Origin of the sequence: Neobacillus drentensis (assembly GCF_036965425.1) — a bacterium.
Taxonomy (GTDB): domain Bacteria; phylum Bacillota; class Bacilli; order Bacillales; family Cytobacillaceae; genus Neobacillus; species Neobacillus drentensis_F.
Genome location: NZ_JBALPP010000017.1, coordinates 15,886 through 32,226 on the forward strand (window position 1 = coordinate 15,886; position 16,341 = coordinate 32,226).

Below are 16,341 nucleotides of genomic sequence, written 5' to 3' on the forward strand. Positions count from 1 at the left end.
ATTATGGACAGCATTTCGAGGTGAGCAATTGTGGAAAGAGAGAATATGGTTAAATCTGTAAGCCGGGCATTGGATATCATTACTTTGGTTAGCTTAAAAAAGGGCGGCCTTGGTGTTACAGAGATTGCCAATCAAATAGATATCAATAAAAGCTCTGTTTACCGGATCCTGTCAACACTTGTCCAATATGGTTATGTTGAGCAAGATGAAGATACCGGCCGCTATAAGCTTGGATATAAATTCTTAGAAGTAAGTTCAAAACTGCTAGAATCCATTGATTTAAGGACAGAGGCAAAGCCTTTCCTGCAGGAATTGGAAAGCGAGACCAATGAAGTCATCCATCTTGTCGTTTATGATCAAGGAGAAGTAGTTTATATTGAAAAATTAGAAGGCAATGAGACACTTAGGATGCATTCCAAAGTAGGAAAAAGGGCTCCCATGCATTGTACTTCAGTTGGCAAAGCGATCCTTGCTTATCTTCCTTCGCATGTTGTACTGGATATCCTTGAGCGTAAAGGCATGCCGATGCACACAGATAAAACCATTACGAATAAAGAGGAATTTATCCGAGAATTGGCGGATGTAAAGCGGAATGGCTATGCACTGGACTTAGAAGAAAATGAATATGGCATCACGTGCATTGCTGCACCCATCTTTGACCACTTAGGGAAAGCCATTGCAGCCGTCAGTATCTCGGGGCCGACGATGCGAATGACAGAGGAGAGGCTAAAACAGCTCCAAGCTCGAATGATTCACACTGGTAAACAAATTTCAGCGCGGCTTGGTTTTGAAAGCAGAATGATGTAAGAAAAGAAAACATTTGGCCAATAAACGGTATATTGGTCAAATGTTTTTTTATTTCCCAATAAATATAATATTCAAAAAATATTGAAAATAAGGTTAAAAGTTGTATAATGAAGATGGATTAAATGCTGTTATTTTCCAAACATATTATGGTTCTATAACAATGTTTCTTCCTATGCCACAAATTAAAAACACTGTTTCGCAATAAGAAACAATAGGGGGTGTTAAGTTTCAAATTGAAAAATGTATTGATTGAGGTGCCGCTTCTCAGGTCACTTACATATTTATCAGTCATCATAGATCCTATTCATCTTTTCCATCAGAACAATGGTTCTGATGAGGGAACAAATTATTTTATATGATGGGGGATAAACTATGACTTTTACACAAAATTTTACAGCGGTAGGAGATAGTCTCGCGCTGTCCGCTTTGTTAGCACTTATACCAATCTTATATTTTTTCTGGGCTTTAGCCATTAAGCGTATGAAGGGCTATGTAGCCGGATTAACAACACTCCTCATTGCCTTAATCTTAGCAGTCGTTGCATTTAAGATGCCTGCCGGGATGGCGGTTATGTCTGCCACACAGGGGGCAGTATATGGAATTTTGCCAATCGGCTGGATCATCATTACATCGGTTTTCCTCTATAAATTAACTGTTAAGACAGGCCAATTCGATATTATCCGTAATTCGGTCGTTTCACTCACGGAGGATAGACGTCTTCAAGCTCTTTTGGTAGCGTTTTCATTCGGAGCTTTCCTTGAAGGGGCTGCTGGGTTTGGCGCTCCAGTTGCCATTTCGGCTGCACTTCTGGTCGGTCTGGGATTTAATCCACTTTACGCTGCGGGCCTTTGTTTAATTGCCAATACTGCACCAGTTGCTTTCGGGGCCATCGGTACCCCAATTATTGCGGTTGAAGGGCCTACTGGAATTTCTGCGATCGAAATTTCCAAAATGGTCGGCCGGCAATTGCCATTCTTATCTTTATTCGTTCCGTTTTATTTAGTTGTCATCATGGCTGGCTTTAGAAAAGCAATGGAGATATTACCGGCCATTTTAATCACGGGAATCACATTTGCAGTTACTCAATACTTGAGCTCCAACTTCCTTGGACCGGAACTTCCCGATATTTTATCTGCATTGGTTTCTTTATTTGCCTTAGCCATCTTCTTAAAATTCTGGAAACCGAAAACGATTTTCCGCTTTAAAGCCGAAGAGGAAATGGCTTCTGCTGTTACCGCTCGCTCACTACAAAATAGGCATGTAAAATATTCAGGAGGCCAAATTTTTAAAGCCTGGTCACCATTCCTTGTTTTAACTGCCTTTATTACGATTTGGGGAATTCCAACTGTCAAGCTGGCTTTGACTGGTCATTATGAAGGAACAAACGCGATTTTGAAAGCGGTTAACACTCTGGGTCATGCCTTAACTCTTCTTCCTGAGGTTCCATTTTTAAATAATAAAGTCATTAATTCTGCCGGTGCGCCAGTCGCGGCCATTTATAAACTTGAAATTATAGGTGCTGCCGGTACTTCGGTGCTTATTGCTGCTTTTGTCACGAAGTTTATTGTTAAAATTTCATGGAAGGAATGGGTAGCAACTTTTGGGGAAACGCTGAATGAACTAAAGTATCCAATCATTACAATTGCATCGGTGGTAGGGTTTGCTTATGTGACAAACGCCTCAGGGATGAGTACAACACTGGGAATGACACTGGCAAAAACAGGTTCTCTATTCGCCTTTTTCTCACCAATCCTCGGATGGTTAGGGGTATTTATCACAGGTTCAGATACTTCGTCGAACCTTTTGTTCGGGGCGATGCAAAAAGTTACCGCTCTGAATCTTGGCATGGACCCGGTATTGGCCGTCGCTGCGAACTCTTCCGGCGGGGTAACCGGGAAAATGATTTCACCGCAATCGATTGCAGTAGCCTGTGCAGCCGTTGGTCTGGCAGGAAAAGAAGCCGACCTGTTCCGATTCACCGTTAAGCATAGTATCGTACTAGTTGTTATCGTCTGTATCATGACCTTCCTGCAAAATAGTAGTTTATTAGGTTGGATGGTTCCTTAATATTTACTAAAATAGCAAAAGAGCCCAATGGGATTAGGCTCTTTTGCTATTTTACAACCTATTTCTTTTAACTAGAATCCTATATGAAAGTACTGCTCCACATCCAGCACAAACAATCACAATCCCCATTGGTATGGCTGTCTGTCCGCCACCGATTCCAACTAAAGGAGCCGCTATTCCGCCAAAGGCAAAGGATGTAACACCCAGTAAGGCAGAAGCACTTCCAGCATTTTTCCCTTGTGATTGCATGGCAAGGGAAAATCCTGCAGTATTCACCATACCTACACTAGATACAACGAAAAATAAGGGAATCAAAACGAAGATTAACTTTGCTTGTAAAAATAAAAGAAGCAGCAACACGATACCAGCGATTGAGGACATTCCCAAACCAATTTTGAACAGTTTCGTTTCAGGGATTCTTCCGGCCAATCTCCCAGCCGTTTGGCTATTGATCATGATTCCGATTGCATTGATGGCAAAAATCAGGCTAAACATTTGCGGAGAGGCCCCATAAATATCCTGAATGACAAAGGGAGAACCGGAAATATAAGCAAACATACCGGCAAAGACTAATCCTTGTGCTAAAGCATATCCCATAAAGCTTCGATCCGATATCAGTTTTAAAAAAGGATAAAATGTATTCTTAATGCCACCAGCCGAACGCTTTTCTTCAGGCAGCGTTTCTCGGACACCAAAAAGAATGACAAAAAACATTATGAGTCCAATGATACTTAAAACAATAAAGACACCTTGCCAGGGAAAGGCTTTAAGTAGCTGTGCACCAATAATCGGAGCGAGGATAGGCGCAAGCCCGTTCACTAATGCGAGCAGTGAAAAAAACTTGGTTAATTCGCTGCCAGAATATAAGTCTCTGACAATCGCCCTTGAGATTACAATTCCTGCTGATCCGGCAAAGCCCTGAATAAGCCGCAATATAATTAACCCCCAGATGGAAGGGCTAAATACACATAATAGGGATACGATAAAGTAAATGATTAAGCCAACCAAAAGTGGTTTACGGCGTCCAGTTACATCACTGATCGGACCCGTCAATAGCTGTCCTGATGCTAAGCCGATTACGAAAAACGACAAGCTGAGCTGCACAGACGAAGCGTTCGTATGGAAATCTTTTGCGATATTTGGCAGTGCCGGCAAATACATATCAATGGATAAAGGACCAAATGCGGCAAGTGAACCGAGGACAATCGCCATCCATATCCGTTGGGAACGTGAAAGCACCTCCTGTTTATTCGCTGGCTTTTCTATTAAATCCCCCATTAAGCAAATCATTCCTTCCATTTATGTAAATTCAATTTAGTTACGTAAGATTTATCTATGTTAACAGATTTTTCTAGATTAAGGAATTTAAATGATTTTATAACTAATAAAAAAATTGACCATATGAGATGAGAATTGGTACTATTATTATCAGATAATTCTTAATATTGTTAATCAATGAAAGGGGGAGTTTTAAATGACACTGATCCATTCTGTGACTGGACAAGTTGATTCATCTGAATTAGGGGTGACCTTGGTTCACGAACATATGCGTGTTCGTTCTGAATCTGTCTATGTTCAGTTTCCACATTTGTATGATGAAGAGAAAGAATTCGCTAAAGCAGTCGAGCAAGTAAAAAAAGTCAAAGAGGTTGGTGTGAAAACCATCTGTGATCCCACTGTGATGGAGCTTGGCCGAGACATCCGCTTTATTGAAAGGGTCGCCCGCGAAACAGGGGTTCAAATCATTGCTGCAACCGGAATCTACTCCTATCACTATATCCCGCCGCACTTTCAAAATCGTAATATTGATTATATGGCGGATTTATTTGTCCGTGATATTGAAGTGGGAATTCAAAACACCTCCATTAAGGCTGGCTTTTTAAAATGTGCCACCGATGCACAAGGGATTACTCGGGATGTTGAAAAAGTCATTCGTGCAGCGGCACGAGCACATAAACGAACAGGTGTACCGATTATGACTCATTCACATCCTAAAAGCGAGACCGGCTTAAAGCAACTTGATATCCTTCTTGAAGAGGGAGTGGATCCAAAAAGGGTACTTATTGGTCATACTGGAGATACCGATAACATGGAGTACATACTAAAGGTTCTTGATCATGGTGCATTTATTGGTATGGACCGCTATGGGATAAATAGGGAGTGTACTATCGAGGATCGAAACACGACCGTTATCGAGCTTGCCAAACAAGGCTATGCAGACCGCATGTTCTTATCACAAGATTATTGTTGTACCCTTGATTGGTATCCAGAAGGTACAGCTGAGAAAATGAACCCTAAATGGACGATGAGTTTTATTCTTGAAGAGATTATCCCGGAATTGCAAAGGAATGGGGTAACGGAGGAACAAATTAACGTCATGATGGTTGATAATGCCCGCCGTTGGTTTGAAGGGAAATAGCACTCAGGACTTTTGAACTACCAAAATTTACAGCTATCTTCCAATTTGGATACATGGTATATTACTTGTGTAAGTTCTTAACGGAACTTCTTAGGCCAACAAGGAAGCTAAGAACTTGGTCAGGGCGGGGACGCAGCAGCCATAACGAGTGAAATTGTGTGGGCTATTACATAACATGAAAAGCACTAAACGCTAAACTCTTGTCATTGAGTTTAGCGTTTTTTTGTTGTCCCATAATTCCGGAATAACAAACGGCAAATCATCGTAAATTTTATAGATTCTCGAATTTTAAAAAAGGGGTTTTATAAAATGAATCGATCAAATCTACGAATTATTGACCTAAGTGTGCCAATGGACAATAAAGCAAAAGAGCCCTTTCCACCGGAGATTATCTATGAATCGCATCAGCAGGGAGCAAAGCAGGCCGCTCAAGTTTTAGGCCTGAAACCTAGTGATTTTCCTGACAGTGCTGCTTGGGCTGTCGAAACAGTTACTTTAACCACACATACGGGTACACATGTGGATGCACCATGGCATTATGCTGCCACTACTGCGGGTAATCCCTCCCGAACGATTGATGAGCTTCCACTTGAATGGTTCTATGGAAATGGAGTTCTTTTTGATTTTAGTCAGAAACCGCCAGGGTACGAGATTGTGATTAGTGATTTTGAAAAACAACTGGGAGAAGTGGAATACCAATTGCAGCCTTACGATATTGTCCTGGTCCGAACAGATGCAGATAAAAAATATTATCAAGAAAATTATGCGGCTGTCCATGCAGGTGTTTCCGCGGAAGCAACCAGATGGCTGATTCAAAAAGGGATTAAGGTAATGGGAACGGATGGCTGGGGATGGGATATTCCGCTTCACAAACAAGCTGCAGATTATAAAAATAACCCGCGCGAAGGTGTTCTTTGGGCGGCTCATTATGTTGGAAAGGAGGCAGAGTACTGTCAAATAGAAAAATTAGCAAACCTGGAATTACTACCACAAAGATATGGCTTTAAAGTAGCTGTATTTCCGATAAAAATAAAAGGCGCCAGTGCAGGATGGGCGAGGCCTGTGGCTATATTTGAGTAGGGAGCGCTAAACGGACACGACAGTGTTACATAGTAAGGTCCAAGTCCGCTACAACCAAAAGCAATTTTCTTTTTAAATAAATAAACGATTCGTTTTTTGAAAATTTCCCCTTGATTATTATCAAAAACCATTATAGAATAAGAAAAATCGAAAAATTCAAAATTAAACACAATGATTGGGAGTATTAAGGAATATTTATTGCTAAGAGAGCTGTCGGCTGGTGAAAGACAGTCAATAAATTCCCCAACTCGCCCAGGAGTGGTAAGGCTGATAGGTAGGCCTTAACGGTTGACCGCCGTCATCAAGTCATAAAGTGGATTCGTGTAGTTCTTATTCGAATCAAAAAGAGTGGTACCACGTAGGCAAAGCCTGTCGTCTCTTATGAGATGATGGGCTTTTTTATTTTTAAAAAAATGAAAAGGTGGCCGTGACGATGAAAAATGTTGAAAAGTATACAAGAGGATATTTTATGCCCCCGGTGAAAAGCATGAAATGGACACAAAAAGAATACATAACAGAAGCCCCGACCTGGTGCAGCGTGGATCTAAGAGATGGAAATCAGGCACTGGTCATTCCAATGAGCCTTGAAGAAAAGCTGGAATATTTTCAAATGCTTGTTGAAGTGGGCTTCAAGGAAATCGAAGTTGGCTTTCCTGCTGCATCCGAAACGGAATTTGCTTTTTTACGTACTTTGATTGAGCAGGATTTGATTCCGGAGGATGTTACGGTCCAAGTTTTAACACAATCAAGAGACCATATTATTGAAAAAACCTTTGAAGCCCTACGCGGAGTGAACAAGGCAGTAGTCCACCTTTACAATTCAACATCTGTAGCACAGCGGGAGCAGGTATTTAGAAAGCCGCAAGAAGAAATCATCGACCTTGCGGTAACCGGTGCGAAATTGCTGCAAAAATATGCGGCGGAAACGGAAGGGAACTTCCAGTTTCAATATTCTCCGGAAAGCTTCACAGGGACAGAAATGGAGTTCGCGCTTGAAATATGCAACCGGGTTCTAGATATTTGGCAGCCTACAGCTGACAACAAGGTGATTATCAACCTACCAGCGACGGTGTCCATGTCCATGCCACATGTGTACGCAAGCCAGATTGAATTTATGAGTGATCATTTACACTACCGGGAAAATGTAATCCTGTCACTTCATCCACATAATGACAGAGGAACAGGTGTCGCTGATGCAGAGTTGGGAATGCTTGCAGGGGCACAGAGAGTCGAAGGAACACTGTTTGGAAATGGGGAAAGAACAGGCAACGTCGACATCGTCACACTTGCCATCAATATGTTTTCCCATGGGGTTGACCCGAAGCTTCATTTTGAAAATATCCGTGAAATCATGGCAAAATATGAGAAATTGACGAGAATGAGGGTGCATGAAAGACACCCATATGCTGGTGAACTTGTCTTTACGGCCTTCTCAGGCTCCCATCAGGATGCCATTGCCAAAGGAATGAAATGGCGTGAAAATGGAGAGCGGCAGTATTGGACCGTACCATATCTATTAATTGATCCAATGGATATTGGCAGAGAGTATGAAGGGGATATCATCCGCATTAACAGCCAATCCGGCAAGGGCGGCATAGGGTATATCCTGGAGCAGCATTATGGGTTTGATCTTCCTGCTAAAATGCGTGAAAGCTTTGGATATAGCGTGAAAAATGTATCAGACCGCCTGCACAAGGAGCTTATGCCGAATGAAATTCTTGAAATATTCAAGGAAAAGTATGTGAATATCCAAACCCCTGTAGAATTTATCAAATACAGATCGACACAAAACGAACAATACGAAACAATTGTTTCCTTACGGATTGACAACGATGTTCATGAGTTTATCGGCACGGGTAATGGAAAACTGGATGCAATCAGCAACGTTGTTCAAACCAAACTGGGCATCCATTATAAAGACTTAGTCTATAAGGAGCATGCACTCGAAATAGGCTCACAATCTAACGCTGTATCGTATGTTGGAGTTACTGCCGAGAATGGTACCGTTTATTGGGGCTGCGGAATAGACGCTGATATTATGACGTCCTCAGTAAAAGCTTTATTTAGTGCCATTAATAACATGATTTCCAGCGAACAGCTAGCAATTGAAGGCAGATATTCAATTTCAAAAAAATAAAAAAAGATAAAAAGGCCTGTTGCGAAAAGCAGGCCTTTTTGTTTATTTACTTTTTTTGGTATCTATAAAAATAAAGTAATTTGTATTAAAATAGACTTAACATTATATTGATATAACAAAAATATTAAATCTAGTCTTTCACTAAGTCTAAATTTCAAGGGAGACATCATGATTCCAAAAGTGCCTTGGAAACTAAATATTTCATTGGAAAATGCCAGTCCATTTCGCTATGGATTTTTTATCATATTATTTCTTGTACCATTTATTAATTATCACATGACCCTCTCTAAGAATATTGAATTGTTTCCCCTTTATCTGATTGCCCCCATATTTTTAGGGATCGGATTTTGGGATAAATCTAAGTTGTTTTTAGTTTTCTTTTCAACAGTTATCGTTTTTTTTCGATTGTACCTTACCCAAGAGCCAACCAGTAACATAGTAAATTTTGCTATCCTTGCATTCGTGTACATGTTAATCACATTAATCTCAGTTCATTTAACAAAAAATTATCGAAAATCGAATCGAAATAAATTAGAAGTCATTTTATCGCTTGCAAAATCCCTGGATTCAAGAGATCCATATACTGGTAGTCACTCTGAAAAGGTAGCTAAGTATGCATTGATGATTGCAAAAGAGTTGAAATTATCTCATAAAGATTGTGAAGCTGTTTATATTGGCGGATTACTTCATGATATTGGAAAGATAGGAGTTCCTGAACATATCTTATTAAAAAGTTCACAATTAACCAGTGAGGAATACGACATCATTAAAAAGCATCCTGTGAAAGGTTTTAAAACAATCGAACATATTTCTTCGTTTAGAGAAAATGGCGTATTGGATATGGTTCTCTATCACCATGAACGATTTGATGGGAAAGGATATCCTTTTGGTAAAAAAGGAGAAGAGATCCCGTTGACTGCCCGTATTATTGCAGTGGCTGACACGTTCGATGCCATGACGTCTAAAAGGGTTTATCGAAATAAATTAAATTTAGAATATGTTTATAATGAAATTAAAGCTAATAAAGGATTACAATTTGACCCTTTGATTGCAGAGGTCTTTTTAAAAATATTGAAAAGGCAAGGAACAAAGATATTTATGCATACTTCGGATCAATTAGATGAAAAAGAGATGAGATTAAACTTAAATGAACAATTTGGGTAAAGTATGTCATCAATCAATCAGCGTTTCTACATTATTGTAGAGACGCTTTTTCTATGTATTGTATTTGCGCATCATTATTTTTGGGGGTCTGTTAAAGGGAATTGTAGATTTTTTTAATTATGAACAAAGAGTAATGGTTTGCATACACTCTTCATGTATTGGTTTAGATTTTGGTTAATGAGGAGATGGGGAAATGAACTTCGAGATGCAAAAAGCGAATATGCTGGCAGAAAATATTAATAACTTTATCCAATTGGTCGATAAAAGTTATCAAATTAAAAACAGCTTTCGATTTAATACCGATAAATTGTATCAGGTTAAATTGATTATAGAGGACTTTAAATTCCAAATTATTGCGGATGAACTTTATCGAATCAATCAATTCGACTGGAATGAGAAGTATACTCATTATTTGGTCGATCAATTTCAAAAAGGGATCAATATAATTGATGAATTTGTTCATAATAATAACAATGACCTATTCCTACTAACGGCTAGAGTTCACACTTTAAAGAGCCTAATTGGTGCTTTTAGCCTTCAGGATAATCTAACAGTTGTTTAAAAATAAAAATGCCTGTAAACAGTAGTTTACAGGCTGAAAACAATTCATTATTTTGCGAATACATGATGCCCAATGGTTTTCACAACGGTACGTGTTCGAATCCACTTATCGGATGTAATTTTGGGATTATAAAAATATAGGGAATCACTTAAACGGTCTGTTCTTGTTAGAGCTTCTTCAACCGCTCGCTTCGAGTCATCTGATGCCGGGTTATTTATTTCACCGTTTTGGACTGGTGAAAAGGCATAGACATCGCCTACGACTTGTTTAATAACACCCGTAACGGTGTTTGGAAATTGAGGAGAATCAACGCGGTTTAATACGACTGTGGCAACGGCTAGTTTTCCTTCATAGGATTCGCCTTTTGCTTCCGCTTCGACTAATCGTGCAAATAAATCTTTCTCTTCATTAGAAATGGAAACAGCCGGCTTTTCAGGTTCTTGTTTAACCGTTTCAGCTTTCTTATCTACCTTTTGTACGCCTGACTCTTTCTTAATAATCTCTATTTTAGCGTTATTATTTTCTTGTGGATCCGCATTAGTCGAATTGGCCTGTCCAGGCAGATAAAGATTCTCTTCATTTATTATTCGATTTTCGGTAATCGCCTCAGCCTTACTATTTTGCTGTATGAAAAAGGTAAATGTAGCTACACAAGCTACAATGATTGTCTTAACATAAGTGTTTTTCATGTGTGCTACCTCCCGGAATTTTTGTCTGATATAACACTAACATGAAAATATACCTGTATTACAGAACGGTACGGTTACAAATCTTTATAGTTTGATGTACAACATTACAGGAAAGAGGGAAATATGACATTGAGCCTAGATTCCTGTCATAATCTAGGAAATGGTACGAAATAGAGGAATATCCTGCCAAACCTTTCGAAATAAAAAAACTGCAGCTAAAAATAGCATGCAGCATTTTCATCCTATAGCACCTAATTTAAATATTCGTAATAATCCTGTGAATGGTAGCTTCTAAATCCACATGATTCATAGAGCCTAAGGGCATGGGCATTTTTGGCTTCCACTTCGAGGAAAATAGAGAATCCTTTCTTAACTTCTTGTAAAACTACTTTTGATAAGGCTTTTCTGCCGATTCCTTTACCCTGAAGTTCGGGAAAAACCGCGAAACCATAAATCCATGCTTCGGCATCTGATTCAGAAACGCGTATTTTCCCAGCCGTTTTTCCATCTGCTTCAATGATAAGATTTTCTTCTCCGCTGTTCTCGCGGATTGTCTGGTTAAACTCCCGAGCTTCTTTTTCACTGAATCCAAAGCAAGAGACCTCCAGTTGTATTTCAGCTTCCCAATCCGCTTCTGATACCGACGGCCTTAAGGTAACAGCTGGATCTTCGGATAATTCGGTTTTCTGCCATTTCATTTGATATTCTGAAAAAGAATAAGTACAAGGAATGGTATTTAAAAATTCTTTTGCAGGTTCCGATCCTGATGGAGCATTTAACAAAATCGTCGTGGCATTATGTTTTTTAGCCTCCGCAAGTCCCATTTCCAGTAAGCTTGAAAAAATCCCTCTTCTACGATAATCCGGATGGACCATCCCGCAAAGCTCTACTTTATTTCCAAATCCATAGCTTCCAAGGAAACCGACAAGCTTTTCGTCTTCATAATGGAAGAAATCTTCCTTACGATTTTCGGTACGGTTCTCTAACATATCAAAATTCAGCTTCAGCTGAAATCCTCCATCTTTCTCACAAATCTCTTGTAGTGCTTTGATTTCTAAAAGTTGTTCTTTCGTCAGCATTTCATTCACCCCTGTTCATTGTCCAACTATACCTATTCCTTTCTAATCTTGAATATTCCTGCTTTATCAATAGAGTAATCGAGTCCTTACTAGTCATCTCTTCCTAATTTTTTCAAAAAACAGAAAAATTCAAAGGAAGTTAAAAGTTTTTATCGAATTATATATATAAAATGATTCCAATTAGAATCAACCGTAAATTTCGATTCTAAATGTAATCAACCATTACGAATTCACTTAACTATTCCATCAGGGGGACCATGAAATGAAAACGGGACATCCAAATGCTGATTTTTTCTTATCAGAGATCACGAAACTTGATAGTGTTACAAAGAACGATATTGAAAACATATTAGTATCGATTTTTCAGTCCAGTTACGATGGCATTTACGTGGCAGATAAACATGGTGTAGGCATAATGGTGAATGCGGCGTATTCACGAACTACGGGTGTAAAAAGTGAAGAATTGCTGGGGAAGAACATGACAACCGTAGTAAAAGAGGGAATCGTGTCGGAATCAGTCACCGTAAAAGTGTTAGAAAAGAAAACACCCCAAACGATTATACAATCGGTGAGAGGGAAGGAACTATTGGTTACTGGAAGTCCTGTATTTGATCGGAATGGTGAAATCATATACGTTGTAACAAACGTAAGAGATATTTCGGAATTAAATGCGATAAAAACCGAACTTTATCAATCCAAAAAAATGACCGAAACCTATATGAATGAAATAGAAGAATTACGAAAAAGAGAATTAATACATATGCATCTTGATGGAATTGTCGCGCAAAGCCAGGAAATCATGAGGGTTTTCCATCTTGCCAGAAAGGTGGCAAAGGTGGATTCCGGAGTGCTTATATTAGGAGAATCCGGTGTCGGGAAAGAAGTGATTGTCAATTACTTGCACCAGGAAAGCGACCGTGCGGCCAAACCATTGATAAAAGTAAATTGTGGTGCGATCCCAAGTCATTTGCTGGAATCTGAATTATTTGGCTACGAAAAAGGAGCCTTTACAGGGGCAAACAGTCAGGGAAAGAAAGGTTTGTTTGAGCTAGCAAATGGGGGAACGATATTTTTGGATGAGATTGGAGATATGCCCATCGATCTTCAGGTAAAGCTATTGCGCGTCCTTCAGGAATTTGAAATCATGCGTGTCGGCGGTACAAAAAGCATTAAAATTGATGTCCGGGTCATTTCAGCCACTCATATGAATTTGGAGGAAATGGTCGATAAAAATGACTTTAGAAGGGACCTTTATTACCGGCTCAACATTGTACCCATCAAGGTTCCTCCATTAAGAGAAAGGAAAGTTGACATCGTTCCTCTTGCCTACTACTTTTTAAATAAAACCAATAAAAAGACCCATTTAAATAAACGCTTCCATCCTGAAATCCTTCAATATTTTGAAGAGTATCGCTGGCCTGGGAATATAAGAGAGCTTGAAAATTTTATCGAAAGGCTAACAGTAACGACGGATCAAGAAGAAATATCCATAAAGGATTTACCTCCCTATATGATTCCAAGCAGGGATTCTAAAAACTCTGAAGGCGGAAAGCTGAAAGAAACCCTGGCAAAGGTGGAACGTAAAATCATTAAAGAGCAAATGGAAGTATCGAAGACCACCCGCCGTGCTGCGGAGGCTTTAGGTATCAGTCAATCAGCCCTCGTAAAAAAAATGCAAAAGCTGGGTTTAACCATGTGATGAAAAAAGGAATCAAGTTTTTAACAAGCCGGCAGTCATTCGCTGGCTTTTTTCTTTTGTACGATTAGAAATTTTTAACTTAAAAGTAGTAGGAATCATGAAATTTTTCAGTAGTTTTGTATAAAAATGTCGAAAAATTACATATTTTCTATTTTTATCGAAAATTGGCACGATTATTGCAATTAGAATATATGAAATCATTTTTATATATTTCAAAAATTGCATAAGCAAAGATCGGAAGGTGTAAAAGGGTATGAACATACCAACGTTTGATCTCAAAGGAAAAGTGGCCCTCGTCACAGGAGGCAGTAAAGGAATCGGTTATGGAATGGCAGAGGCGTTGGGGCATTATGGTGCAACACTGGTCATTTCCAGCCGTGGAGCAGCGGAAGGGGAAATCGCTGTTTCACAACTAAAGGAAAAGAATATTGATGCTACTTATATTCCTTGTGATGTGACCAAAAAAGACCAGGTAGAACAATTGGTCCATCAAATTGTGGAGCAATTCGGCTCGCTTGATATTTTAGTCAACAATGCCGGGATGAATATCCGCAAACCGCTGGTAGAAGTAGAAGAAAGTGATTGGGATACAGTTTTTAATGTCAATCTCAAAGGACTTTTTCTAGTAGGGCAAGCGTGCGCGAAGCAGATGATTAAACAAAACTATGGAAAAATCATTAACATCTCCTCGATTCTCGGAACAATCGGCATGCAGTTTCAAACATCCTATGCGGCCAGTAAAGGAGGCATTAACCAATTAACTAAGGTTTGGGCGGAGGAATTAGCTCCCCATAACATTACGGTTAACTCTATTGGACCAGGTTATATCATCACCCCAATGACGAAGGAGTGGCTATCTGATCCAGAAAGATCGGAAAAAATCATTAGTTCTACCATGATTAAACGAATCGGGGAAACTTCCGACCTTGTAGGACCCGTCGTTTTCTTGGCATCTGATACTTCTAAATATGTAACTGGCCAGGTACTGCATGTTGATGGAGGCTACACAGCACGATAATGCTTTTGATTTAGGAGGTTTAAATATGAATATCGTCAAAGAAATCCACTTTAACCGTGAAGTAAAGGTGTTCCAAAATCGTCCCAAAAACCTCTTCTCGATGCTTGAAGAGTCTGTGCAAAATTATCCAGACCAAGAAGCTCTTGTCATGGATCAAATACGGCTAACCTATAAAGTGATGAAGGATCGTGTGGAAAAGATTGCCGGACATTTGCAAAAATCCATGGGTGTGAAAAAAGGAGACCGAATCGCTCTTTTATTAGGGAACAGCATCGAATTTAGCCTGCTGGTCTTCGCATGTGCCAAATTAGGGGCCATTGTGGTGCCGCTAAACACAAGATTAAAAGAAAAAGAACTTACCTTTATGCTGGAACAATCGGGCAGCAAAATTTTGTTTGTTGATGATGAATTCTTACATAAGGTTGAAGCCATGAGAGATGAGGATTCTATCCCAGGTGTTCAATATTTCTTCTTAGTAGGCAACCAAATCCCAAAACGAAAAGACTACTTGCCTTATGAAATTTTAGAACAGACCTCATCTGTCGAGGACATTGAGGTATTAGAGGATGATCCGTTATTTATTATGTATACCTCTGGAACAACTGGACTTCCCAAAGGCGCAGTAGGCAGTCATTTAGGGGCCATCCACAGCTCGATGAATTATGAAATGGTGTTACACACCAATCATGAAGCAAAAACATTAATCGCTGTACCGCTTTTCCATGTGACAGGCTTAATCGGCCAGCTTTTTCACATGGTAAGAGTGGGCGGGACATCCGTTATTATGAGGAGATACAAAACGGAAGAATTCATTCAGTTAACCGCTGAGGAAAAGGTATCCTTTTTATTTAACGTTCCAACCATTTACATTATGATGATGTCACATCCGAATTTTTCATTATACAGTTATCCAAACGTAAATTGTATCGCCTACGGTGGCGCTCCAATGTCTTCGGAAACTATTTATAAATTGAAAAAGTATTTTCCGAATGCGTATTTGCAAAATGCGTATGGTGCGACAGAAACTTCTTCACCGGCTACCATCATGCCTAGACTTTATAACGAAGAAAAAACGAGTTCGGTCGGGTTGCCCGTTCCAGTTGGTGAAATGATGGTTGTCAACGAGGAGGATGAGCCATGTGCGCATGGTGAAGTGGGTGAATTATTAATTAAGGGCCCGATGATTGTTGAAGGATACTGGAACAATGAGACCGCCAACCAAGCTTCCTTTCTAAATGGATTCTGGCGTTCAGGCGATATGGCCAAAATCGACAAGGAAAGTTTTGTGTATATCGTCGACCGCAAAAAAGATTTAATTAACCGCGGCGGTGAAAAAATATTCTCCATCGAGGTAGAGAATGTCCTTTATAATCATCCAAAGGTATTGGAAGCGGCCGTTGTAGGCGTTCCAGATGAACTTTTTGGAGAAGTTGTCAAAGCCGTGATTGTCCCGAAGGAAGGGGAAATCCTTGAGGAGAAAGAAATAAAAGATTTTGTGGCTGAGAGATTAGCAAATTATAAGGTTCCTAAACTAATCGATTTTGTTTCAGAGCTGCCTCGAAATCCGGGTGGAAAGGTTTTAAAGAACGTATTAAGGAACCTTCAGACCAAATAAAAAAT

At 39.6% G+C, this 16,341-nt stretch carries 13 protein-coding genes and 1 other annotated feature; of the genes, 10 read left to right on the forward strand and 3 right to left on the reverse strand.

Annotation, left to right across the window (positions count from 1 at the left end; translation table 11 throughout):
* Nucleotides 1-30: 30 nt before the first annotated feature.
* Nucleotides 31-807 carry an IclR family transcriptional regulator gene (locus V7161_RS04410; protein ID WP_335442576.1) on the forward strand — a complete coding sequence of 259 codons (777 nt, stop codon included), beginning with the start codon at nt 31-33 and terminating at the stop codon, nt 805-807.
* A gap of 372 nt (nt 808-1,179) precedes the next feature.
* Nucleotides 1,180-2,874, forward strand: coding sequence for an L-lactate permease (locus V7161_RS04415; protein ID WP_335442578.1), 1,695 nt, complete (start codon nt 1,180-1,182; stop codon nt 2,872-2,874).
* 51 nt (nt 2,875-2,925) lie between these two features.
* On the opposite strand, the gene V7161_RS04420 is transcribed toward V7161_RS04415, so the two are convergent.
* On the reverse strand, nt 2,926-4,152 hold the full coding sequence (locus V7161_RS04420) for a multidrug effflux MFS transporter (RefSeq protein ID WP_335442580.1): 1,227 nt from the start codon (nt 4,150-4,152) through the stop codon (nt 2,926-2,928).
* Between the two features lie 196 nt (nt 4,153-4,348).
* On the opposite strand from V7161_RS04420, the gene V7161_RS04425 reads away from it, so the two are divergent.
* From V7161_RS04425 to V7161_RS04445, 5 genes are all read left to right on the forward strand, one after another.
* A complete protein-coding gene (locus V7161_RS04425; RefSeq protein WP_335442582.1) occupies nt 4,349-5,293 on the forward strand; it encodes a phosphotriesterase family protein in 945 nt (314 codons plus the stop codon).
* A 309-nt stretch (nt 5,294-5,602) separates the two neighbouring features.
* The gene (locus V7161_RS04430; RefSeq protein WP_335442583.1) at nt 5,603-6,373 is read left to right on the forward strand and encodes a cyclase family protein; all 771 of its coding nucleotides are present in this window, start codon (nt 5,603-5,605) and stop codon (nt 6,371-6,373) included.
* Nucleotides 6,374-6,535: 162 nt separating this feature from the next.
* Nucleotides 6,536-6,756 (forward strand) — a binding site (T-box leader).
* Between the two features lie 50 nt (nt 6,757-6,806).
* A complete protein-coding gene (locus tag V7161_RS04435; RefSeq protein WP_335442585.1) occupies nt 6,807-8,510 on the forward strand; it encodes a 2-isopropylmalate synthase in 1,704 nt (567 codons plus the stop codon).
* Nucleotides 8,511-8,678: 168 nt separating this feature from the next.
* Complete coding sequence (locus V7161_RS04440; protein ID WP_335442587.1) at nt 8,679-9,674, forward strand: HD-GYP domain-containing protein; 996 nt, start codon at nt 8,679-8,681, stop codon at nt 9,672-9,674.
* A 193-nt stretch (nt 9,675-9,867) separates the two neighbouring features.
* Complete coding sequence (locus tag V7161_RS04445) at nt 9,868-10,236, forward strand: hypothetical protein (protein WP_335442588.1); 369 nt, start codon at nt 9,868-9,870, stop codon at nt 10,234-10,236.
* 47 nt (nt 10,237-10,283) lie between these two features.
* Here the strand turns inward: V7161_RS04445 and V7161_RS04450 are convergent, their stop codons facing one another.
* Both V7161_RS04450 and V7161_RS04455 read right to left on the reverse strand, forming a co-directional pair.
* Nucleotides 10,284-10,925: a cell wall hydrolase gene (locus tag V7161_RS04450; RefSeq protein WP_335442589.1), complete on the reverse strand. Its 642-nt coding sequence runs from the start codon at nt 10,923-10,925 to the stop codon at nt 10,284-10,286.
* 251 nt (nt 10,926-11,176) lie between these two features.
* Nucleotides 11,177-12,004, reverse strand: a complete 828-nt coding sequence (locus tag V7161_RS04455) for a GNAT family N-acetyltransferase (RefSeq protein ID WP_335442591.1) — start codon at nt 12,002-12,004, stop codon at nt 11,177-11,179.
* 262 nt (nt 12,005-12,266) lie between these two features.
* Here V7161_RS04455 and V7161_RS04460 point away from each other — a divergent pair, with 262 nt between their 5' ends.
* From V7161_RS04460 to V7161_RS04470, 3 genes are all read left to right on the forward strand, one after another.
* Nucleotides 12,267-13,703 carry a sigma-54 interaction domain-containing protein gene (locus V7161_RS04460; protein WP_335442593.1) on the forward strand — a complete coding sequence of 479 codons (1,437 nt, stop codon included), beginning with the start codon at nt 12,267-12,269 and terminating at the stop codon, nt 13,701-13,703.
* A gap of 253 nt (nt 13,704-13,956) precedes the next feature.
* On the forward strand, nt 13,957-14,721 hold the full coding sequence (locus V7161_RS04465) for an SDR family NAD(P)-dependent oxidoreductase (RefSeq protein ID WP_335442594.1): 765 nt from the start codon (nt 13,957-13,959) through the stop codon (nt 14,719-14,721).
* A 25-nt stretch (nt 14,722-14,746) separates the two neighbouring features.
* Entirely contained in the window at nt 14,747-16,336 is a 1,590-nt protein-coding gene (locus V7161_RS04470) for a class I adenylate-forming enzyme family protein (RefSeq protein WP_335442595.1), read from the forward strand.
* Nucleotides 16,337-16,341 lie beyond the last annotated feature (5 nt).